We start from the raw sequence: 22,620 nt of genomic DNA, 5'->3' as shown, positions 1-22,620 counted from the left end.
ATGAATGAAGAATATTATTGCCCATATATTTCTTTCCATGTGCCTTCTTTACCCAACGACTAAGGTTTTATTTTTCGATAAAAGCTATATGTCTGGGGGAGATATTATTTTCGTATCAATCGCATTCATAGCAGGGTTAATTTTTACAGCGATGCTGCCAATGCATATAAAAGAATTACTTAAGCGAACCACATATTAATTAAAAAATAACCCGCTCCGGCGGGTTTTTTATTGCCCTAAATAAATCACCGCAGATTTGCTCTGTGGGGATTCCTCACGCCTGGAGAAAAGTAAATGCCAGCTACGCAAGAAGATCGGCTCTACGGTTTAACGACGAGTGTTGCAGTAAAGCCAGCAGTGGCAATTTCGGCTGACTACAACATCACGCTGTTTGGTGAGCAAACAATAACATCATCAACATTTACCGGTGAGAGGACAGTAACTACCACTACTGGCATGCGCGTCCTTGTCATGGGGCAAAGTAGCCCTATTGATAATGGGATATGGATAGCAAGCCCAGCCACGTGGCATAGAGCGCCTGATTTTGACGGTGCTCGTGATGCGGTTAATGGCACGTTAGTCTTTAGTATTTATGGCGACTGCTGGCAGCTTGAAGCTGTTAACCCAGTACAGATTGGATATTCCGCTCTTGAGTTCCGGTCTACCTATCCATTCTCAGGCGAAGCTAACTTATTTGAACGGTCACTGCGAGTTCCGGAAGCATCTGTTGGAATCCTTCCACCAATTTCAGGGCGAGCAAATCATTTACTAGCTTTTAACAATGACGGCGAACCTATAGCTGTTTTACCTGAGAGTGGGTCGGCTGCAGATGTATTATTGGATCTAGCTAGTTCAGCCGATGGAAAGGGCGATGCTCTTGTAGCAGTTAAACAGCCTTTAACGGGGTCTATCTCAAGAACCCAGCATAATAAGAACCAAGAAGTTATTAGCGTATTAGACTTCTGTGTTGGTGATGGAGTTACAGATGACACAGCAGGTTTACAGGCAGCTCTCAATTCCTTAGCAGCTAGATCTCCCCTCACTAAAGGCGGCAATCTTCTTATCCCTAGTAATTCGGCGTTACTAATCACTGGTGATGTAACAATCCCGCCCGGTGTTGGGATGGTCGGTCAGATTAACGGAGCTCCTCCAGTAGTAACCCCAGTAGTGAGTGACTTCATTTATAGCGGTAGTAGAATTAAGCTCTCCCCGGCGGCTACCATCAGAATGGGAGGGGGGAGTATATTACAGAATCTAATAATACATCGCTCTACCATGGTCGGGCCTGAACCTAATGCCGCAGCTTTTGCAGGTACTGCTATTACTGTTATTGGTGATGATATTACCGTCGATAACATGTTGATTGTAGGTTTCGCTAAAATTCTATATAGCTTCGGAGTGGGTAGACATACAATTAATAATGTTAAATTTGATGCTATCGCGGGTATTGATATTCGCAACAGCTTTGACATTTCACGTATTAATAACTGTCACAGCTGGCCCTTTGGCGTGGTTAATTCGCCAAATCCAGTATTAACATTTGATAGTACACATCAAGCTTATCGTGCTGGTGCAGCTTTTAGTGTCATTAATAGCTCTTGGCCTAAAATATCAAATTGCTTTAGTTATGGTAATATGGTCGGTATCTACTTGGAGTTAGTTGGAACGGCTGTATTAGTGGGTAATAGCGTGGAAGGACTAGCTCAAGTTGCTGCCCCATACGTTTTAGGGACTGCTGGATATCAGTTCTTAAACTGTACGGATATCTTATTAGATGCGAACCATGCGGTTCATTTTGAGCACGGTTGCTATGTTACTCTTGCAAGTAATAGCGACAAGGTTAATCTTGTTAACTTCGGTGCGCGTGATTGCATCGTTAATGGCATAGCATTTGTAGTCGGTAGTGGCTCCGTGGTGTCAGCTAATATCACGGGTCGCGGTGCTCCGATCGCAGTCAATGGCGTTCGTGTTACAGCAACGGCTGGGCAAGTAGTTATTGATGACTGCACAATACACGGTGTATTGAACGGAATACAAGCTAATGGCAATTTACACGTCATAGGAAAAAACGTGTTTTCATCAACAACTGTTAATATCTTAGAATCAAATCCACGATTTGGCGTAGCTTCTGCTGCAACAATAACACTCAGTCCCAGCCAAGAAGCATTTTTTATTACCGGAACTGCAACAATAACTACTATTACTGACACATATCACGGACATAGAGTGACGTTAACTACTAATGCTGCGATAACATTAGCTACAGGCGGCAATCTGAGGTTAACAGCATCCAGCCTACCAGTGCCTGCTGGAAGTTCGATCATGCTTATGTGTGAAGGGGCTACTGGCAGCAGAACATGGCGACAAATATCCCCTGTTATATAATTCCTGTTTAATTATTTGGGTGAGAACATTACTACGGCAGTCTTTGTCTCATCAGCCACTTTGCATCCTAATGGGTAGTTATAGTAAACATAGCCATCAGATGCGTCAGTAATTGAAGGTGTCACGGAAGGGCATGGATTTAATAGCGTCAGATCCATATTCGCTGGCGCTATTAATTTTCTCAGGTTGCCTCTTTTTACATATCCTGGATAGCTATTACCATTTAGTACACCCACAAGTGAAAGCTCTGTATTCAGCGCTCTTTCAACGTATATCTCCGCTTCTGGGTTATACAGTGAAGGGTAATGATTATAGAATGCAAGCCCAACATAAGACGGAGAGACGTGATTTATAGAAAAGAACTTCCCGTTATTTTGCATCGTAATGAACGCAATCTGACTCGCGAACGTAATTAGCAATATTACAGATTTTGTGATCTTACTTTTTATGTTGAAGACAAATTCTGTGAAAGAAAATATCAGAGGGGATGAAACCCAAAACGCATACCTCATCACGTTTTCAGCGCCTGAATTCCAATTTGCCGTTGTCAAGCAAGGTATTGCAGAAATTACTGAAATAAGCGTAAAAATAATGATATTTCTTGAATGCTCTTCTTTTATTTTTATTATTGATATTATAAAGATAATTGGTGAAAAAATTAACACTATAGGATATAGAAGTATGGCCCCCTGATTTAAATCATAATACATTGAAATAAATCTTGAAAATGACACTAGTTCAGATCTCGCTCCACCGATAGATGCTATGAGGTTTGGAGATGAGAAATTATAAAAATAGAATAGAGATGGAGTTAAAACGACAAATCCAGAAATTAAGGCATAAATTACAGTTTTAACTGCGAATTTTTTGTTTTCTATAAGCCCTTTAATTGAGCGAATATCTAGCTGTTTGAGTCCTGATATAAAGGCATACAACAATAGTAATGCAGCTATTATTCCAAGCGGCTGATATTGAAGTGAGGCAAATGCAAAGATAAGAGAAGACGCATAAAACATTTTCCGCTTAAACACACACAATGCAATCACAATCATTGAAATGGTTATTACTTCTGGATGCGGCCATTTTAGATAAGATATTGTTGTCTGAGATGCAAAAAGGAATATTATAATAGTTTTATATAGCAACCTCTCTTTAATAAAAAATAGTAAAAAATAAATGGCTATTATAAAGAATAAAGTGTTTGTTAAATAAAACGCAGTTGTTGGTGATTCTGAAATTAACTTGGTAATAATTAGCGCTGGGACATTTACCAGAGGATAGAATGAGAAGTGGTATGAAAATAATTTACCGTTATTGTTTGGAAAGTAGGCGCGTTCGAAAAAGATAGAAACACCACAATCATTGTGCGCATCACAGTTTAATACCGGATCATTAAATGACTGTGATTTTGACTTGAATGAATCTACAACATCTCTAGCATCTTGCTGCTCTAGGTTTGATGTGCCGTGATTTAGTAGTGACTGGCTCATCAAAATATATTCTCTGCCATCGCCCCGAATTGGTGGTGTTGGCTCTGTTGCAACGTGATATAAAGCGAAAAATGATGCTACAAAGAATAATATTTTCAAACCAATTGACCTAATCATGTACGTCATCCTATTTAGCACTTATTAGTAGTATTCCAACAATCACAAATGCGGTGCCAATAATCATTTTTATCGTTATTGATTCACCGAAAAACAAACCAAACGCTAATACCTGTAAAATGGCAAATGAAACCATCACAGGATATGCCTTTGAAACATCGATATCTTTCAATCCAAGACTGTAAAGAACAAATCCAGCGCCATAAAAAATTATGGCTGGTAGTTTTATAAGTATGGGGTTTGTAGAAATAGCCAATATCCCAAGTCTATCTGGATACTTCAGCAGAATGCTGGCGATGGCGCTACACAACGCACTGAAGAATAGGCAAACATATCCAAACTGAATCATTAAACCCCCGCAGCTAAAATAATTAATACTGCTATTACGATCCCCATTAATTGACTAGTCCTATCTTTTATTGCAAATGCTACAGGATCATCATACATGTCACCGCGCCACGTAAGCAACCACACGCGGGTAAGCCAAACGAAAAGGATTGGCGCTATGAAATATAAAACATCAGGGTTGTTGTAGTTCTGCAAGCCTGCTGAGCTATCTATATATAGAACAAAGACAAGGATTGAGATGTACCCTGAAGAGATCCCTGACGCTAATAATAGAGGCATGTCCGCTGGATAATATCCACGACCCTTTATCTTGGCATTAGACTCAGAGGATTTAAGTTCGACAACTCTTTTCACGATAGCCAGGCTGAAGAAAATAAACATTGAAAAAGAAATAAGCCAGTTTGACAACATAATTCCCGTAGCGGCCGCCCCAGCGACAAGGCGCATTGAGTACAAAATTGCCAATGTTGCGACATCAATGACAACCTTGCTTTTAAGGGAAAAAGAGTATGCCAGAGTGATAACGTAATATGAAGCCAATGCAAAGGCGAACTGTATTGGGAGATATAATGTGATTATTATGGCTAATATAAACAATATAACAGCAGCAATAATTCCATGTATTAATGGTATTGCCCCTGACGCCAGTGGTCTGTTTCTCTTTGTTTTATGCTCTCTATCTGCTTCTAAGTCTACGAGGTCATTAAGTAGATAAACGCTTGATGCACAAAACCCAAATGCAATGAAAGCAAGCATTGAATCTAATAGTAGTGATGTTTTACTTATCTCATGCGCAGCCAATATTGGAATAAAAATCAGTATGTTTTTTGCCCACTGATGAATTCTTATTTCCTTTAGCCATGCTTTTATAGTTTTTTTATCACTATCAAATTGATACAAAATTGGTACTGATACTTTATTCATTAATTTCTTTGGAAGGTCAACAACGATAGCGCCTGTTGACTTATCCCACACCTTAATATCGTCAGATGAGTTCCCCGCATAATCAAACGAATCGGTATGAGATAAAATTTCATCTGCTTTAACTGAAGATGAGACATTTTTAGTGTTATTACTCGAAATTACTTTCGAGAATATACCAATATGGTCTGATACTGATTGCGCAATCTTCTCATTTGCGGCAGTACACAGCCATATTTCCCTGCCATTTCTATGCTCATTATGAAGCATAGCGAGTAAACTTTCGTTATAAGGCAGTGATGATGCATTCATTGTTACACGCTTAGCTATCTCGTTTTTAAGCGCAGCTTTGCCGCGAAGCAGCCATAACACGCACAGGAATGCATAGAATGGATTTTTCTTAATCAGAAGAAAGAATGACTCAACGAGCGTATCAGTTCTAACCAATGTGCCATCAAGATCAATGCAGAGTGGCGTTCCCATAGAATTCATAAAGATCCGTAATTTTTAATGGTGTGGAGTTTAGCACCTGAGCGGCAGTTGATCATCTTTGGTGATGGATTGCGTGAGTGGTTGGGCAGTGATGCATATGAGGTGGGGAATAGAGAGGTCAAAACGGAGTGGTAAGTTATTGATTAATATGTCGCGTAATGTCTAGTAATGTCCTGAAATGTCGCATAAATATTAAGCAATAAATCACGTTAGTAATTGATTTGTATTGTTTTTAATGCCTTAAGGGGCACTTTACCTTGCAAAGGTTCCCCCTCGGGTAGTTTCTATCCATAACGTTTTTTTGGGACTGTTACACGGGAAGCCCGTCAACGGTGACCGATAATGAACGGTTATGGTGTATTTATCGGCAGGATGCCGCTGAAAGCCAGCTGTTTCACAGGGGTTTTCAGCGAATACCTGAAATTTAGCGGCGGAGTATACCACGGGTCAATGCCTCGCGATATAAGCCCTCAGCCCTTCACCCGCGATACAAACCTTGTAGTTCAATATATCGTTGAACCGCGCGGGGTAACAGGTCATCACAACTTTCACCGTTATGGCGTCGATGGCGAATATCTGTGGCAGAAATGTCCAGTAATGGCGTATCGGCCAGATAGATTGCGCCTTGTGGCCGTTGGCTTAACGCTTGTGGGTCAAAGACTCGATGTTCATCGAGCCATTGCTGCAATTCTGGTGTATCCAGTGTTTGGGCATAACCAGGGCGGGCGCAGACCAACAGATGGCACACATCTAGCAGTGATTCCCAACGATGCCATTTATGCAGTGACAATAATGAATCCTGCCCAATAATAAACGCTAAGGGCAGTTGAGCACCACGTTCTTTACGCAGGGATTCCAAGGTATCGATAGTGAATGATGGCGTGTCACGCATTAGCTCACGTGAATCAACGCTGAACAGCGGATTACCGGCTACTGCCAACTCAACCATTTTCAGCCGCTGCTGTGCATTGGCCTCGGGTTGCGGGCGATGAGGCGGAACATGATTAGGTAATAAAATGATGTGTTGCAGGCCCACTTGTTGAGCCAAAGCTTCAACTGGTTTCAAATGACCATAATGAATCGGATCAAACGTACCGCCGAACAAGGCATGTAGGGTGCGAGTCGGGGATTTATTGGGCATCAAAAAAGCTCTCTGGTAATATTTTGCCACACATCAGCATCGATAATGTTTCTAGCTCAGGCCAGATTGATTGGCCGTAATCTTGTTTCAGGCGAATCTCCATTTGCGTTAACAAATGCACGGCCTGATGTAGCTGCTGTTGGGAAAGACGTTGCAGCGCTTGAGTCATCATGAGGCGGCGATTCTGCCACACTTTGAATTGGTCGAATAAAGTGCGGAGCGGCACTTGATCCATGCGGCGCTTTAGCGTGAGCAACTGTAATAATTCACGTTGCAGCGTGCGCAGCAAAATAATAGGTTCACTATCTTCTTGCTGTAATTGTTGCAGGATATGCCAAGCCCGTTTGCTTTTGCCCGCGAGTAAGGCATCCAGCCAGTGATATGGCGTAAAATGCGCCGCATCATTAACGGCTTGCTCGACTTTTGGCAGTGTTAATTTACCATCGGGGTAGAGCAAGGATAGCCTTTCCAAAGCCTGTGAAAGTGCCAGCAAATTACCTTCATAGCAGTAGCACAGGAGTTGAATGGCGGCATCATCAATAACCAGATTCTGGCTTTTCGCTCGCGCTGCAACCCAGCGTGGAAGCTGTGCTTGTTCGGGTGTCTGACAACTGACAAAGACACCGTTCTTGCTGAGAGCCTTAAACCAAACGCTATTTTCTTGTGCTTTAGTGAGTTTGTTTGCTCGCAGTATCAGCAAAATATCGGGGTGTAATAGCCCTGATAATTTAGCCAACTGTTCGTTCATCACCGCAGTTAACCCACTCTCAGGGAAGTTCAGTAGCAATGTTTGGCGGCTGGCAAATAAGCTTAGCGCCTGACAGAGACTAAAAATAGCCTCCCACTCGGTATGGGCATCTAGCGCAAAACTGAAATGTTCGGTGAAATCGTGTTGTATTGCGGCACGACGAATATGGTCCTGACTTTCCTGTAGTAACAGTGGTTCATTACCACATAATAAATAACAAGTACGCAGCCCCTCATGGAGCTGCGCGACAAGTTGTTCAGGATAAACTCGGATCATTGGGCAGAGGCACTGACTGCGGATTTGCCAATATTGATTTCTTTGACAGGCGCCGTTTGGACAGTACCGGTTGAACTGTTGTCACTCACCGACTGACCTCCATTCTCCTGTGCGTTTTTAACTTCAGCAGCATGTACAGTCAGAAGCTGACGGACTAATTGCTGTGCAGCTTGTTCACGCATTTCTTGGCGAATAACATCGGCTTCCGCGGCTTTTGCAAGCGCAGTCAACGGGTTATCGAAGAATGAACGGAAGACATTAACCCGCAGAGGATAAATATCATGGCCAGGTATCAATACCTGTGCCTGCACATGCAGCACGAGTTGATACTCTGCAGTCACACCGTTTTGGAAGATTGACACGGTATCCTGATTTTCGGATGAGCCTATAATCCGCAGGGCCGGTAGATCTTTGCGCATCGGGTCATCAACAATGGTGACATTGCTTAAACGTAACTGTTGACGCACTGCTCGGGTTAATGGGCCATAAGGGTCACTACTTTCGAGCAGTAATTTTTGCAATTCAGGTGGCACCTGAGTGGTGCCTCGCAGATTAAAGCCACAGCCAGCGGTGACGAGCACCGCCAAGCCTAGCAACAGCGTCGCAATACGATGTCGCACAACTCCTCCTTGTCTTAACCCACAACCAGGTTAAGCAGTTTGCCAGGGACATAGATTACTTTACGCACAGTAACCCCATCCAGGTATTTAGCCACTAAATGCTCTTGACCAGCACGTTCGCGAACTTGATCTTCAGTGGCATCGGCAGGCACAGTAATTCTGCCTCGCACTTTACCATTAACCTGTACAACGACTAATTTAGAGTCTTCGACCATCGCTTGTTCATCAGCGGCTGGCCACGGTGCGGTGTCAATATCACCTTCGCCACCCAGTGCTTGCCACAAACTGAAACAGACATGAGGGGTGAATGGATAAAGCATGCGAACAACTGCCAGTAATGCTTCTTGTAACAGAGCGCGATCTTGCTCAGTTTCCTGTGGTGCGCGGCCTAACTTGTTCATCAACTCCATCACTGCAGCGATGGCGGTGTTGAAGGTTTGACGGCGGCCGACATCGTCAGTGACTTTGGCAATGGTCTTGTGCAGGTCACGACGCAGGGATTTTTGTTCATCCGTCAGGCTGGCAATATCTAACGGTACAGTTGCCCCTTTTGCAGTGTGATCAAAGGCCAGACGCCAAACACGTTTCAGGAAGCGGTTAGCGCCTTCAACGCCAGATTCTTGCCATTCCAACGTCATTTCTGCGGGAGAGGCGAACATCATAAACAGGCGTACAGTATCTGCACCGTATTTTTCTACCATGACTTGAGGGTCGATACCGTTATTTTTCGATTTCGACATCTTGCTCATGCCAGCATATACCAGCTCATGGCCTTCGCCATCGATCGCTTTAACAATACGGCCTTTATCATCACGCTCAACGATGGCATCAACCGGTGAAACCCAGACACGCTCACCGCTCGTACCGGTGTAGTAGAACGCATCGGCTAACACCATGCCCTGACACAGCAGGCGTTTAGCGGGCTCATCAGAGTCCACCAAACCGGCATCACGCAGCAATTTGTGGAAGAAGCGGAAGTACATCAAGTGCATGATGGCGTGTTCAATACCACCAACATACTGATCGACTGGTAGCCAGTAGTTGGCCGCTGCTGGGTCCAGCATGCCTTCATCAAATTGCGGGCAGGTGTAACGTGCGTAATACCAAGATGATTCCATAAAGGTATCGAAAGTATCGGTTTCACGCAGGCCCGGTACACCGTTCACGGTGGTTTTAGCCCATTCAGGATCGGCTTTGATGGGGCTGGATATACCGTCCATCACTACATCTTCTGGCAAGATAACAGGTAACTGATCTTCAGGTGTTGGGACCACGGTACCGTCTTCTAGCGTAATCATTGGGATTGGAGCCCCCCAATAACGTTGACGGGAGACACCCCAGTCACGCAAACGGTAGTTAACTTTACGTTGACCGACACCCAACGCGACCAGTTTATCGGCGATGGCATTGAATGCGTCTTCGTAACTCAAACCATCGAATTCACCCGAATTGAATAGGGCGCCTTTCTCGGTCATGGCCTCTTGACTCAAATCGGGCTCACTGCCATCTGCCGCCAAAATGACCGGTTTGATGGGCAGGTTGTATTTGGTGGCGAACTCCCAGTCACGGGCATCGTGGCCAGGAACGGCCATGACTGCGCCGGTGCCGTAGTCCATCAAAACAAAGTTAGCAGCCCAGATAGGTAATTGCTCGCCGGTCAGCGGATGGATGGCGTACAAGCCGGTCGCCATGCCTTTTTTCTCCATGGTGGCCATTTCAGCTTCGGCAACCTTGGTGTTACGGCATTCAGCAACAAAATCTGCCAGTGCAGGGTTGGTCGCAGCCGCTTGCAGTGACAAAGGATGACCGGCTGCAACGGCGACGTAGGTCACACCCATAAAGGTATCTGGGCGAGTGGTATAAACGGAGAGTTTCTCTTCGCTATCGACGACATCGAAAACGATATCCACACCTTCGGAGCGACCAATCCAGTTACGTTGCATGGTTTTCACCTGCTCAGGCCAGCTTTCCAGCGTGTCCAGATCATTGAGCAGTTGATCAGCGTAATCGGTAATTTTAATAAACCACTGAGGGATCTCTTTGCGTTCAACCTTGGTGTCGCAGCGCCAGCAACAGCCATCGATCACTTGTTCATTTGCCAGTACGGTCAGATCGTGTGGGCACCAGTTAACGGCAGACGTCTTTTTATAGACCATGCCTTTTTCGTACAACTTGGTGAAGAACCACTGTTCCCAACGGTAGTAGTCAGGCTTACAGGTAGCAATTTCGCGATCCCAGTCATAGCCGAAGCCCAGCAGTTTTAGCTGGTTCTTCATGTATTCGATATTGTCGTAAGTCCAAGGCGCAGGTGCGGTGTTATTTTTTACCGCAGCACCTTCAGCAGGCAGGCCAAATGCATCCCAGCCAATCGGCTGTAACACGTTCTTACCCAGCATACGTTGGTAGCGGGAGATAACATCACCAATGGTGTAGTTACGAACATGCCCCATATGTAGGCGCCCTGAAGGGTACGGCAGCATGGATAGGCAGTAATATTTTTCTTTGCTAGCGTCTTCAGTGACTTTAAACGTCTGCTTCTCTTGCCAGTGAAGCTGTACTTGCGTTTCGATATCTTCGGGGCGGTATTGCTCTTGCATGGCGGCCGGTGGTCCTATAGTGAAAAACAGCTACGCCTGTAGCATCATCTGTTTCGTATCATAAAGAGAGATCCGCATAGCATAGCCGATAAGCGGCAGCGGCAACAACACTCAGCACCCTACAGTCGGTTTTTTCTGCGTAGTGGATGGCAGAAATCACTAAAGTGGGGCAGAAACAACCTGATGATGAAGTGATTTGAGTCATTTACGACTAAAATTATTAACGTTAACTTTATTATTGAGGCAAATTGATTCAGACCAAAGAGGCAAGCAAACGCCAGTTGTTGGCATAAGCTTGGTCGCAGCTTGTTTCATTATGATTTTGCTTTATCACAATTTTTCTTTATCACAACCGTGGATCGAGGAGACATTATGAACAAGGTAGCTCAATATTATCGTGAGTTAGTGGCATCACTGACGGAACGCTTGAAAAATGGTGAACGTGATATCGATAAATTGGTAGACAGTGCCGAGCAACGTCTGAACGCCGTAGAAGAGTTAACTCATAGTGAAGTTGAGCAGATTACTCAGGCGGTGCGCCGTGATCTGGAAGAATTTGCTCGTAGCTATGAAGAGAGTAAGGAAGAATTCACTGACAGCGTTTTTATGCGCGTGATTAAAGAAAGTTTATGGCAGGAATTAGCGGATATCACGGATAAAACCCAGTTAGAGTGGCGCGAAGTATTCAAAGATGTCAGCCATCATGGGGTTTATCACAGTGGTGAAGTGGTTGGACTGGGGAATCTGGTCTGCGAAAAATGCCATTATCATCTGGCTTTCTATACGCCAGAAGTGTTACCCGTCTGCCCAAAATGTGGTCATGACCAATTCAATCGCCGGCCATTCCAACCCTAGCTCGATGCGCGAAAACTCACACTGGATCCATTGCCCCTCTCTTTATCGTGAGAGGGGCAGGATATCGACATAAGGACGGTTCAGCGATTAATGCAGGATTTTTGCTAAGAAGTCTTTGGCGCGGTCGGATTTAGGATTGTTAAAGAAATCATCTTTGTTGCTGTCTTCGACGATTTTCCCTTCATCCATAAAGATGACCCGGTTAGCCACTTTACGAGCAAAGCCCATTTCGTGCGTCACTACCATCATGGTCATCCCTTCTAAGGCCAGTTTCACCATCACGTCCAACACTTCATTAATCATTTCAGGGTCAAGTGCTGAGGTCGGCTCATCAAACAGCATGGCTATGGGGTCCATACAAAGTGCGCGAGCAATCGCCACACGTTGCTGCTGACCACCCGATAGCTGAGAGGGGTACTTATCGGCGTGAGTCGTCAAACCGACGCGTTCGAGCAGTTTCAGGCCTTTCTCACGTGCTTCAGCTTTATCCCGCTTCAGTACTTTGACTTGCGCTAAGGTCAGGTTTTCAATGATGGATAAATGCGGGAAGAGCTCGAAATGTTGGAATACCATGCCGACTTTGGAACGCAGTTGCGCCAGATTGGTCCCTTTATCATTAACACCAATACCATTAACCGTAATGCTGCCTTTTTGAATAGGTTCCAGCCCATTAACGGTTTTGATTAAGGTTGATTTACCTGAGCCCGAAGGGCCGCAGACCACCACGACCTCACCTTTTTTAACTTCGGTGGTGCAGTCAGACAGCACCTGAAAGTGGCCGTACCACTTAGAAACATTTTTCAGGGAAATCATCAAACAGTCCTTTTCTTCAAATAGTTAACCAGCATTGACGCGGAAATACTGATAACGAAATAAACTAAACCGGCAAACAGTACCATTTCGACCCGTGTACCGTCCCGCTCACCGATGTTGGTAGCTGTGCGGAAGAAGTCGGCCAGGCTAAGGACATACACCAATGATGTATCCTGAAATAACACTATTCCCTGAGTTAACAGTAGCGGCACCATCGCGCGGAAGGCTTGTGGCAAAATAACCAATCTCATCGATTGGCCCTGCGTCATACCTAACGCCAAGGCTGCAGAGGATTGTCCGCGGGAAATACTTTGGATCCCCGCACGGATAATTTCTGAGTAGTAGGCCGCTTCAAACAGCGAAAAGGCTACCATGGCGGAGATTAACCGAATATCAGTTTTTGGTGATAAGCCCAGCACATTTTGTAATAAGCTCGGGACCACCAGATAAAACCACAACAGCACCATCACCAACGGAATAGAGCGGAACACGTTGACATAGATGGTGGCAAACCAACTGATGGCTTTAATCGGTGATAGGCGCATAACGGCCAGAACCGTACCCCAGATAATCCCAAATACCACAGCAGTGATGGTTATCTTAGCGGTCACCACTAAGCCTTGCAGCAGGTAAGGTATGCTGGGGGCAATAGAACTCCAATCAAATTCGTACATTATTTACTCCCCAGATTGCCGGGTAACTGCACTTTCTTTTCAACTAATCGCATCACCAACATGATCACGGCGTTGATTAGCACATAACCAAGTGTGATGGCGGTGAAAGACTCATAAGCGTGAGCTGAATAATCCAGCAATTTACCCGCTTGTGCCGCCATATCCACCAAACCGATCGTTGAGGCAATCGCCGAGTTTTTAACCAAGTTGACCATTTCAGAGGTCATTGGGGGAATAATCACTCGATAAGCATTGGGCAGCAAAACATAGCGATAGGTTTGAGGCAGGGTTAATCCCATCGCCAAACCCGCCGCTTTTTGACCACGGGGCAGGGATTGAATAGCCGCACGCACTTGTTCACACACCCGAGCAGCAGTAAATAAGCCAAGGCAAATCATAGAGGAGAGGAAGAATTGAATGTTTGGGTCTAATTCGCTTTTAAACCACATGCCAATATCGACTGGCAGAAGTTCAGGAACGACCAGATACCAAGTAAAGAATTGCACAATCAGGGGGACGTTACGAAACAGTTCTACGTAACAAGTGCCGATTCCTGACAGAATCCGATTGGGTACTGTTCTTAAAATACCAAACAAAGAGCCGATAAAGAAAGCGATCACCCAAGCGCACAGTGACAACGCGACAGTGACTTGAAAGCCGGACCAAATCCAGCCGAGATAAGTGGTATTGCCGAAGGGGGCAGCTTGCAAAAAAACGCCCCAGTTCCAGTCTATTGACATAACGAACTCCCTTAAAAGGATGGATAAGCCATCCTGATGACTGATGATTCAATGCGTTTCGGCTTCCCGAGAGGTAACAAAAAAAGGCGGAGTGGGGAACGGCCACCCCGCAGTCAATTACCCAATCGGTCCATCATCAATCAGTAGGGCAGGCAAGGCCCGCCCTGATTATTATTTTTAGTTCAATGCTTTATCGTTAGGTGCTTTGAACAGCGCCTTCATTTCGTCTGACAGTGAGAAATTCAGGTTAAGATTTTTAGGTGGAATTGGGTTTTTGAACCAGCGGTCAAATGACTTTTCAGCCACACCCGAGGTTTGTGCTGTTGCGATGGTTTCATCCAATAATGCTTTGAACGCAGGGTCATCTTTACGCAGCATGCAACCGTAAGCTTCTTGAGATTGTGGCGTACCGACGATCTCCCATTGATCAGGTTTCTTCGCTTTGGCACGTTCACCAGCCAGCAGTGCGTCATCCATCATAAATGCAACGGCACGGCCGCTTTCTAAAGTACGGAAGGAGTCTCCGTGGTCTTTAGCGCTGATGATGCGCATATTCAATTTATCTTTCTCATTCAGTTTGTTCAGCAGAACTTCAGACGTTGTACCAGAAGTGACAACCACTGTTTTATCTGCTAAATCTTTGAAATCTTTAATGTCAGAACCTTTTTTGGTCAGCAAACGGGTACCGACAACAAAAATGGTATTAGAGAACGCGGCTTGTTTCTGACGTTCCAGATTGTTGGTGGTAGAACCACACTCGAAATCAAAAGTCCCATTTTGCAGTAATGGAATACGATTCTGTGATGTGATCGGAATCAGTTTTACCTGTAAATCAGGCGCATTGAGTTTTTTCTTAACGGCATCGACGATCAGATTAGAATAATCTTGTGAATAACCAACGACTTTCTGTTGATTATCATAATATGAGAATGGAACGGAAGACTCACGGTGGCCGACCACAATAACGCCACTGTCTTTAATCTTCTTCAGGGTATCAGCGGAGGCTGCCGCTTTCTCTGCGGGTTGTGCTGCCGCTTCTTCTGCTTGGGCAACGCTACTTGCCATCCCAGCTAACAGTAGCGCTAACGCCAATTTACGCATATGCATGGTCCAACTCCTTTGCTGTTGTTTTATTACTTAATGTTGTGTTTAAAAACAATGTTATACGAATAATTTTATACAAAAAGGTCATACAAAAAGGTGATACAAAAAACAGTGTTCAGCTAAATGGTTAGACGAAAAATCGTTTGTCTTGTTTTAGCGGTACAACCACCAATGTTTTGTTGGTTAACGCTCGATTTTCGCTGTTACTTGTATCAGATTATCTTTAAAAAATAGCAAAATGTTATGTAAATGATGAATAAATGTTTGTTTTTTGAGACGCAAATCGCACCAAATAGAGGCAATAAAACACCGGTGCACCTCTGCGGTGCGTGTTGTGCCCTATAAATGTGCGAACAAAAAACTGAAATATTGCATGTTAAACCCATCTTTGCGCGACGGTGGCGGTCATACCCAACAATGGCTAAAAGGCTGGTAGGTATTCGCAAGCAGTTAACATTTTATATTAAGATTTAATGCAAGGTCTGTGCCAGACGCGATGCAACTAGAGGGATAAAATGGCAGGATAAAGCCCTACAGATTGAGGGCTTTCGGTGACAAATTGAGGAGGGTGAACGAACCAGTCGCCAAGCAGTGACGGATACTACGATCAGCTTAGCTCATGATTATTGAGTGCCAGATGTGCCTTAAACACCGCTAATGCAGTTGGGATATCTTCTTTCCCAACATGTTTCTCTGGATTCCATAGGTCAGCAAAGGTGATCGCACGACCGCAATGGATAAACACCTCGTCCACTTCAATCACTAATACACTGCAGGCGGGATGGCCGTTTTGACTGAAGCGTTGACAAAGCTCAGGATCAACTGAAATCTTTGCGCGGCCATTCACGCGAAAACCCTCGGTCCAACCGGGGATCAGGAACAGAATACCGATTAATGGGTTATGCAGTAGATTGCGGATGCCATCAAGACGATTATTCCCCGGACGGTCTGGCAACATCAGCGTTTTGCTGTCTTGCACGTGAATAAACCCAGGTTCCCCACCTTTAGGCGAACAGTCTATTCCGTTGACTCCCTGCGTCCCCAATACGGCAAACGGAGCAGCAGCGATCAGTTTTTTGGCATAATCATCAATATGATCGATCTGTTTCTTCAACACATTCTTATTGGGTAGTGCGTAATGCTCACTTAATTGGGCTTCACTGGTCAGGATAAATTCAGGTTTCAATGGCATAACATTCTCAATTTTAACTTCATTGCTGGCCCTTTATCGTTGAGGTTGCTGATAGGTCGAAAGTGCATCACGATTGACTCGCTTATGCCCCATCAGCAACGCCCACTAAGTAGCGCCTATATAGGTTATTTTTTATCTGCCCGGCAACGTATCGCACGGTACAGTGTGGCTGCACCTAAAACCAATGTGATTAACCACATCGGCCATGAACCGAAGCGTGCATAAGGTGTGACGCCCGTTGTTGGTGTCACTTTAACGTCTAGCACTTGCTGAGTGAATTGCGGGATCTGTGCTAACACTTCGCCACTTGGCCCAACCGCAGCGGTAATGCCATTGTTGGTGCTGCGCAGCAGCGGTCGACCTAACTCAAGTGCGCGCATACGTGCCATCTGGAAATGCTGCCACGGCCCAATTGAGTGACCGAACCATGCATCGTTTGAGATAGTCAGCAGGAAATTAGTATCAGGATTAAAGTTATCCCTAACCTGTTGGCCTAGCACGATTTCATAGCAAATTGCTGCTGTCAGGTTAAATCCGGCCACATTGAGCTGTGGCTGAACATAATTTCCCCGGCTGAACGATGACATAGGTAAGTCAAAGAAGGGGGCCAACGGACGTAGCAGTGACTCTAATGGCACAAACTCACCAAAGGGTACGAGATGGTGTTTGCTATAGCGATTGGGGGTAGGGTATTGGTATGGTGTTTCCCCCCCCAACACAATAATGCTGTTAAAGAAGTGATAGCCTTTGCCTTCAGGCCGAGGTTTAGCATCAACAATACCGGTGATAAGACTACTGTGATTTGCCCGCATCAGGCTATCAACCATGGTGAGGAAGGGGGCCTGATCGGTTTCAATATCGGGAATGGCTGATTCTGGCCAAATAATAATGGGTGCTTTACCCATAAATGGACGAGTTTCATCCATATAAATCTGTAGTGTTGCCAGCAAGACCTTAGGGTCCCACTTCATTGACTGAGCAATATTACCTTGCACCATGGCAATATTAACGGCGCGTTCAGGCTCTGGTGTGAACCATTGCAATTGGCGCAGTGGCCACGGTAGTAATAGCAGTGCTAGCGCAATAACTGCGGCAACAATACGGCGCTGATAGCACGCATAGACTAGTAGTCCACTGATTGCCATCAACATAAAAGTGATGCCATCGACGCCGAGAATCGGCGCAATCCCTCGCAATGGGCCATTAATTTGGCTATAGCCAAATTGTAGCCACGGGAAACCAGTGAGCACCCAGCCACGTAGGAATTCGGTCAATTGCCACACCACAGGCGCAGCAATGGCGAGCCGCCACCAGGTTGTTTTCGGGCATACACGGGCTAATACACCGGCAAACAGCATCGTGTAGAGCGAGAGATATGCCGCGAGAAGTACAACGAGGAAAATATTGATTGCTGTCGGCATACCGCCAAATTCGGAAATGCTGACATACACCCAGTTAATCCCAGTGCCGAATAGCCCCATTCCCCAACAAAACCCAATAAATGCGGCTTGTTTAGTGCTGCGATTCAGTGTCAGGCTGAGTAAGCCAAAAAGTGACACGATAGCCGCAGGCCAATGATCGAATGGCGAATAGGCCAGCGTACCGCAGGCACCAAAAAATAGCGCCAGTAGGGCGCGAACCCACTGGCGTTGCAAGTATGAAGCGATAGGCATCGAGGATTTATTCTTCCAGTTTGGGTTGCGGAGCATCATCCGGGATTTTTACATGCACCTGAATGATACGTCGGCTATCCGCCATGGCAACTTTAAATAAGTAACCTTCAATTTCAATGGTTTCACCTCGTGAAGGTAAATGGCCGAAAGCTTGCATGACCAAACCACCAATGGTGTCCACTTCATCGTCGCTGAAATGGGTGTCGAACACTTCATTGAAATCTTCAATTTGGGTCAAAGCACGGATCGTGTAGGTGTGCCGACTGAGTTGACGAATATCTCTATCTTCTTCATCGTCATACTCATCTTCTATTTCGCCAACGATCAGCTCAAGAATATCTTCAATGGTTACCAACCCTGAAACGCCACCAAACTCATCAATGACAATGGCCATGTGATAGCGTTGAGAACGAAACTCCTTCAGCATCCGATCGACACGCTTACTTTCGGGCACCACAATGGCAGGCCGTAAGACTTTATCAATGCTAAATGGCTCAGAATCTGTGCGCATAAACGGCAGCAAATCCTTGGCCATCAGGATACCCTCGATGTGATCTTTGTCTTCGCTGATCACGGGGAAGCGGGAGTGAGCAGATTCGATAATCACATCCAAACACTCATCCAGCGTTTGATTACGCTTTAATGTGACCATCTGAGAGCGGGGGATCATAATGTCCCTTACACGCTGTTCGGCGATATCCATCACGCCTTCCAGCATGTCTCGGGTATCAGGATCGATCAGATCATTCTGCTCAGAATCACGGATAAGCTCTACCAGATCACCACGGTTTTTAGGTTCGCCGTGGAATAATTGGTTAAGGATAAGAGTAAAGAACCCTTTCTTGGGACTGGGGCTATCATTGTTTTGTGAGTGGTCGTCGCTCATGGCGTTTTAGTTAAGTTTACCTATGTTGGTTTTTATTGTTATCGGCAGCGGTAGACTCACACCGCCGACAGTTTTTCACTTACCCTTTAGATGATTTAGACCTAATAGGGTGGATTTATTCGGGGTCTTTCTCTGAAATATAGGGATCTGGATAACCCAAACTTTGCATAATTTCAGTCTCAATCGACTCCATTTCTTCAGCTTCATCGTCAACGATGTGGTCATACCCTAGCAGATGGAGACTACCGTGAACAACCATATGCGCCCAATGAGCAAAGAGTGCTTTATCTTGCTCGATAGCTTCTTGCTCAACCACCTGACGACAAATGATTAAATCACCCAAAAGTGGCAGTTCAATTTCAGGCGGAGCCTCAAAAGGAAAAGACAACACATTGGTTGATTTGTCTTTGCCACGATAGGTCAAATTCAATTCATGACTTTCTGCTTCATCCACTATACGGATAGTGACTTCAGAGACGTCTTGAAACTGAGGTAACACGGCTTCTAACCAATGTTGAAAATCAGTTTCTGCCGGCAAACCTTGGCTGTCGGCGCAGGCAATTTGTAAATCAAGTATAACTTGGCTCACGGTGCCTCCTGTTCAGATGGGGTGTGACTTTCCCGCTTACGCTGTTCGGCGATGGCTTCTTTGCGTTTTTGTTCCGCCGCTTCCCATGCTTCATAGGCAATAACCACCTGAGCCACCACCGGGTGACGCACCACATCTTCACTGTGGAAGAAGTTAAAACTTAACTCTTCAACCCCAGAAAGCACTTCTATGGCGTGGCTTAAACCTGATTTCTGGTGGCGAGGTAAGTCTGTTTGCGTGATATCACCGGTTATCACCGCTTTTGAGTTGAAGCCCATTCGGGTTAGGAACATTTTCATCTGTTCGATGGTCGTGTTCTGGCTCTCATCCAAAATGATAAACGCGTCATTCAACGTACGGCCACGCATGTAGGCCAGTGGCGCAACTTCAATCACGTTGCGTTCAATCAGTTTTTCAACCCGCTCGAAACCTAGCATTTCAAATAAGGCGTCATACAGTGGGCGCAGATAAGGGTCTACTTTCTGGCTCAGATCGCCAGGCAAGAAACCCAGTTTTTCACCAGCTTCAACAGCGGGGCGAGTCAGTAAGATACGCCGGACATTCTGACGCTCTAACGCATCGACTGCTGCAGCAACCGCCAGATAAGTTTTACCCGTACCGGCAGGGCCAATCCCGAAAGTGATATCGTGATCGAGAATGTTCGCGATGTACTGTGCTTGATTAGGGGTTCGTGGTTTGACCATCCCGCGCTTAGTCCGGATATTTACGGCTTTACCGTAATCCGGCACACTTTCAGCAGTTTGCTCCAAAACACGGCTCTCTTTGACCGCGAGATGGATATCTTCTGGAGAAATATCAGGGATCACACCCCGAATAGGCGCAGTATCAACATACAGATGGCGCAGAATATCTGCCGCTGCAACCACGCAGAGATTCTTACCGACTAACTTGAAACGGTTATCACGGCGATTAATTTCAATACCTAATCGGCGCTCCAACTGCTTAATGTTGTCATCAAAAGGGCCGCATAAACTCAGCAAACGCTGATTATCGGCGGGTTCCAGCAAGATTTCTTGTGTCACGACGTGCAAACTGTTTCTCTGAGTCACTGCATTCCTCTGGGTAAATCATTCATTGGTATAACGTCAATCATACATGTCATTCAGTCATTATTCATGGTGCATGATACAGACGCAAGTTTACTGCTGACGCCACCCATTCAAATAGCGGTCGTCGATCAGTGCAACTTAAAAAATTAAAATCTGCGCAACGCGCCGCTAAAATAAAATAGGCACCGATAATACAGTGCCTATTTATGCGAGCTTACTCGAGCAAATTGCTATCAGGGCTGATAGAGACCCACGCCGATTTCGTTCTCTTTACGCGTACGAGCAATCACCGATTGTGGTGATTCATGTACCCGCAGCTCCATTTGGTCTTCGGTACGTAACAAGATACCGCGCAGCGAACTGGCATAAACGTCAACAATCTCTACATCAACGAATTTACCGATCATGTCCGGGGTTCCCTCAAAATTGACCACGCGATTATTTTCAGTTCGCCCAGCCAACTCCATCGCATTTTTACGCGAGGGGGCTTCTACCAGAATACGTTGTACGCTGCCCACCATCTCACGACTGATTTCCATGGCTTGTTGAATAATGCGTTGCTGCAAGATGTGCAGCCGCTGTTTTTTTTCTTCATCCGAAACGTCGTCTGGAAGATCGGCTGCTGGCGTACCCGGGCGCGAAGAGTAAATGAAGCTGTAGCTGGTATCAAAACGGATATCTGCGACCAGTTTCATGGTCTGCTCAAAGTCTTGCTGAGTCTCGCCAGGGAAACCAATAATAAAGTCAGAGCTAATTTGGATATTGGGGCGTGCCTGACGCAGTTTGCGAATGATAGATTTATATTCCAACGCCGTATGCGCGCGTTTCATCATCGTTAAAATGCGGTCAGAACCACTTTGCACAGGGAGGTGCAAGAAGCTGACTAACTCAGGCGTATCACGGTATACATCGATGATGTCATCGGTAAATTCAATGGGATGGCTGGTGGTAAAGCGCACGCGGTCAATACCGTCAATCGCTGCGACCAGCCGCAATAATTCGGCAAAGCTACAGATATCACCATCATAGGTGGAGCCGCGATAGGCATTAACATTTTGACCCAGCAGATTCACTTCCCGCACACCTTGATCCGCTAACTGCGCTATCTCAAATAAAACATCGTCACTTGGGCGGCTGACCTCTTCGCCACGGGTATAAGGGACCACGCAGAAAGTACAATATTTGTTGCAGCCTTCCATGATGGAGACAAACGCGGTTGGGCCTTCAGCGCGAGGTTCGGGGAGGCGGTCAAATTTTTCAATTTCAGGGAAACTGATATCTACCACTGAGCTGTTTGTGCCTTGGACGTGGTTGATCATTTCTGGCAAGCGGTGCAGGGTTTGTGGCCCGAAAATAATGTCGACACAGGGGGCACGCTGACGTAAATGGTCCCCTTCCTGTGAGGCCACACAACCGCCAACGCCAATGATTAGCCCTGGATTTTTCTCTTTAAGTAATTTCCAGTGTCCGAGCAGACTAAATACTTTTTCTTGGGCTTTCTCACGAATGGAACAGGTGTTCAACAGCAGTAAGTCAGCTTCTTCGGGAATGTCAGTCAACTGGTAACCATGGGTGCTAGCCAACAAATCAACCATTTTAGATGAATCATACTCATTCATCTGGCAGCCCCATGTTTTGATATGCAGTTTTTTCGTCATTGGATTAGTCATCATAAAAGCCACATTGTGCGGCGCAGTATTCCATGCAGTGTACTGCAAGTGAATTGGGTGTTGCGAGTATCGCAATCGGATAGTGGGTAGCACGAAGGCTCAGTCATTGAAGGGTATTGTAGTCACTTGGCAGTGCGATGACCACCGCATAACGGCTTACTTATTCTGATGGGTGATGAAAAATCCGGTAAACTGCATCGGATAAATTATCTTGCCAGT

20 protein-coding genes are annotated in these 22,620 nt (G+C 45.5%); 3 read left to right on the top strand and 17 right to left on the bottom strand.

Annotation, left to right across the window (positions count from 1 at the left end; genetic code table 11):
• Positions 1-4: 4 nt before the first annotated feature.
• Both DA391_RS15935 and DA391_RS15930 read left to right on the top strand, forming a co-directional pair.
• Positions 5-199, top strand: a complete 195-nt coding sequence (locus DA391_RS15935; protein ID WP_108087948.1) for a hypothetical protein — start codon at positions 5-7, stop codon at positions 197-199.
• A 95-nt stretch (positions 200-294) separates the two neighbouring features.
• A complete protein-coding gene (locus DA391_RS15930) occupies positions 295-2,385 on the top strand; it encodes a hypothetical protein (protein WP_108087947.1) in 2,091 nt (696 codons plus the stop codon).
• A gap of 11 nt (positions 2,386-2,396) precedes the next feature.
• On the opposite strand, the gene DA391_RS15925 is transcribed toward DA391_RS15930, so the two are convergent.
• The 7 genes from DA391_RS15925 to leuS all read right to left on the bottom strand — a co-directional run bounded on the left by DA391_RS15925 (position 2,397) and on the right by leuS (position 11,135).
• Positions 2,397-3,992 (bottom strand): hypothetical protein, encoded by a 1,596-nt coding sequence (locus DA391_RS15925; protein ID WP_088130423.1) that lies wholly within the window; start codon positions 3,990-3,992, stop codon positions 2,397-2,399.
• 10 nt (positions 3,993-4,002) lie between these two features.
• On the bottom strand, positions 4,003-4,341 hold the full coding sequence (locus tag DA391_RS15920) for a DMT family transporter (protein ID WP_108087946.1): 339 nt from the start codon (positions 4,339-4,341) through the stop codon (positions 4,003-4,005).
• On the bottom strand, positions 4,341-5,753 hold the full coding sequence (locus DA391_RS15915; protein ID WP_108087945.1) for a UbiA family prenyltransferase: 1,413 nt from the start codon (positions 5,751-5,753) through the stop codon (positions 4,341-4,343). Before DA391_RS15915 ends, DA391_RS15920 begins: the two co-directional genes overlap by 1 nt.
• A 478-nt stretch (positions 5,754-6,231) precedes the next feature.
• Positions 6,232-6,894 carry a nicotinate-nucleotide adenylyltransferase gene (gene nadD / locus DA391_RS15910; protein WP_049606353.1) on the bottom strand — a complete coding sequence of 221 codons (663 nt, stop codon included), beginning with the start codon at positions 6,892-6,894 and terminating at the stop codon, positions 6,232-6,234.
• Complete coding sequence (gene holA / locus DA391_RS15905; RefSeq protein WP_108087944.1) at positions 6,884-7,918, bottom strand: DNA polymerase III subunit delta; 1,035 nt, start codon at positions 7,916-7,918, stop codon at positions 6,884-6,886. Before holA ends, nadD begins: the two co-directional genes overlap by 11 nt.
• On the bottom strand, positions 7,915-8,538 hold the full coding sequence (gene lptE, locus DA391_RS15900; RefSeq protein ID WP_050874353.1) for an LPS assembly lipoprotein LptE: 624 nt from the start codon (positions 8,536-8,538) through the stop codon (positions 7,915-7,917). The genes holA and lptE overlap by 4 nt, the downstream gene beginning before the upstream one ends.
• Before the next feature lie 14 nt (positions 8,539-8,552).
• A complete protein-coding gene (gene leuS / locus DA391_RS15895; RefSeq protein WP_050082425.1) occupies positions 8,553-11,135 on the bottom strand; it encodes a leucine--tRNA ligase in 2,583 nt (860 codons plus the stop codon).
• A 372-nt stretch (positions 11,136-11,507) separates the two neighbouring features.
• Here leuS and DA391_RS15890 point away from each other — a divergent pair, with 372 nt between their 5' ends.
• Positions 11,508-11,990: a zinc ribbon-containing protein gene (locus DA391_RS15890; protein WP_050082427.1), complete on the top strand. Its 483-nt coding sequence runs from the start codon at positions 11,508-11,510 to the stop codon at positions 11,988-11,990.
• A gap of 87 nt (positions 11,991-12,077) precedes the next feature.
• On the opposite strand, the gene DA391_RS15885 is transcribed toward DA391_RS15890, so the two are convergent.
• The 10 genes from DA391_RS15885 to miaB form a co-directional block, all read right to left on the bottom strand.
• On the bottom strand, positions 12,078-12,803 hold the full coding sequence (locus tag DA391_RS15885; protein WP_019209228.1) for an amino acid ABC transporter ATP-binding protein: 726 nt from the start codon (positions 12,801-12,803) through the stop codon (positions 12,078-12,080).
• Complete coding sequence (gene gltK / locus DA391_RS15880; protein ID WP_019209229.1) at positions 12,803-13,477, bottom strand: glutamate/aspartate ABC transporter permease GltK; 675 nt, start codon at positions 13,475-13,477, stop codon at positions 12,803-12,805. Before gltK ends, DA391_RS15885 begins: the two co-directional genes overlap by 1 nt.
• Positions 13,477-14,217 carry an amino acid ABC transporter permease gene (locus DA391_RS15875; RefSeq protein WP_019209230.1) on the bottom strand — a complete coding sequence of 247 codons (741 nt, stop codon included), beginning with the start codon at positions 14,215-14,217 and terminating at the stop codon, positions 13,477-13,479. The genes gltK and DA391_RS15875 overlap by 1 nt, the downstream gene beginning before the upstream one ends.
• Positions 14,218-14,394: 177 nt before the next feature.
• A complete protein-coding gene (locus DA391_RS15870) occupies positions 14,395-15,324 on the bottom strand; it encodes an amino acid ABC transporter substrate-binding protein (RefSeq protein ID WP_019209231.1) in 930 nt (309 codons plus the stop codon).
• A gap of 604 nt (positions 15,325-15,928) precedes the next feature.
• Positions 15,929-16,513, bottom strand: coding sequence for an MSMEG_1061 family FMN-dependent PPOX-type flavoprotein (locus DA391_RS15865; protein ID WP_050082429.1), 585 nt, complete (start codon positions 16,511-16,513; stop codon positions 15,929-15,931).
• Positions 16,514-16,638: 125 nt separating this feature from the next.
• Positions 16,639-18,186, bottom strand: a complete 1,548-nt coding sequence (gene lnt, locus DA391_RS15860) for an apolipoprotein N-acyltransferase (RefSeq protein WP_050082431.1) — start codon at positions 18,184-18,186, stop codon at positions 16,639-16,641.
• Positions 18,187-18,193: 7 nt separating this feature from the next.
• Entirely contained in the window at positions 18,194-19,072 is an 879-nt protein-coding gene (corC, locus tag DA391_RS15855) for a CNNM family magnesium/cobalt transport protein CorC (RefSeq protein WP_019209234.1), read from the bottom strand.
• A gap of 115 nt (positions 19,073-19,187) precedes the next feature.
• On the bottom strand, positions 19,188-19,661 hold the full coding sequence (ybeY, locus tag DA391_RS15850) for an rRNA maturation RNase YbeY (RefSeq protein ID WP_019209235.1): 474 nt from the start codon (positions 19,659-19,661) through the stop codon (positions 19,188-19,190).
• Positions 19,658-20,731, bottom strand: coding sequence for a PhoH family protein (locus tag DA391_RS15845; protein WP_019209236.1), 1,074 nt, complete (start codon positions 20,729-20,731; stop codon positions 19,658-19,660). The genes ybeY and DA391_RS15845 overlap by 4 nt, the downstream gene beginning before the upstream one ends.
• Positions 20,732-20,964: 233 nt before the next feature.
• Positions 20,965-22,389 carry a tRNA (N6-isopentenyl adenosine(37)-C2)-methylthiotransferase MiaB gene (miaB, locus tag DA391_RS15840; protein ID WP_057649761.1) on the bottom strand — a complete coding sequence of 475 codons (1,425 nt, stop codon included), beginning with the start codon at positions 22,387-22,389 and terminating at the stop codon, positions 20,965-20,967.
• Positions 22,390-22,620 lie beyond the last annotated feature (231 nt).

The organism is Yersinia massiliensis (assembly GCF_003048255.1).
Lineage (GTDB): Bacteria > Pseudomonadota > Gammaproteobacteria > Enterobacterales > Enterobacteriaceae > Yersinia > Yersinia massiliensis_A.
Note: the sequence above shows the minus strand (reverse complement) of the source record. Positions and strands in the feature narration are given on the sequence as shown.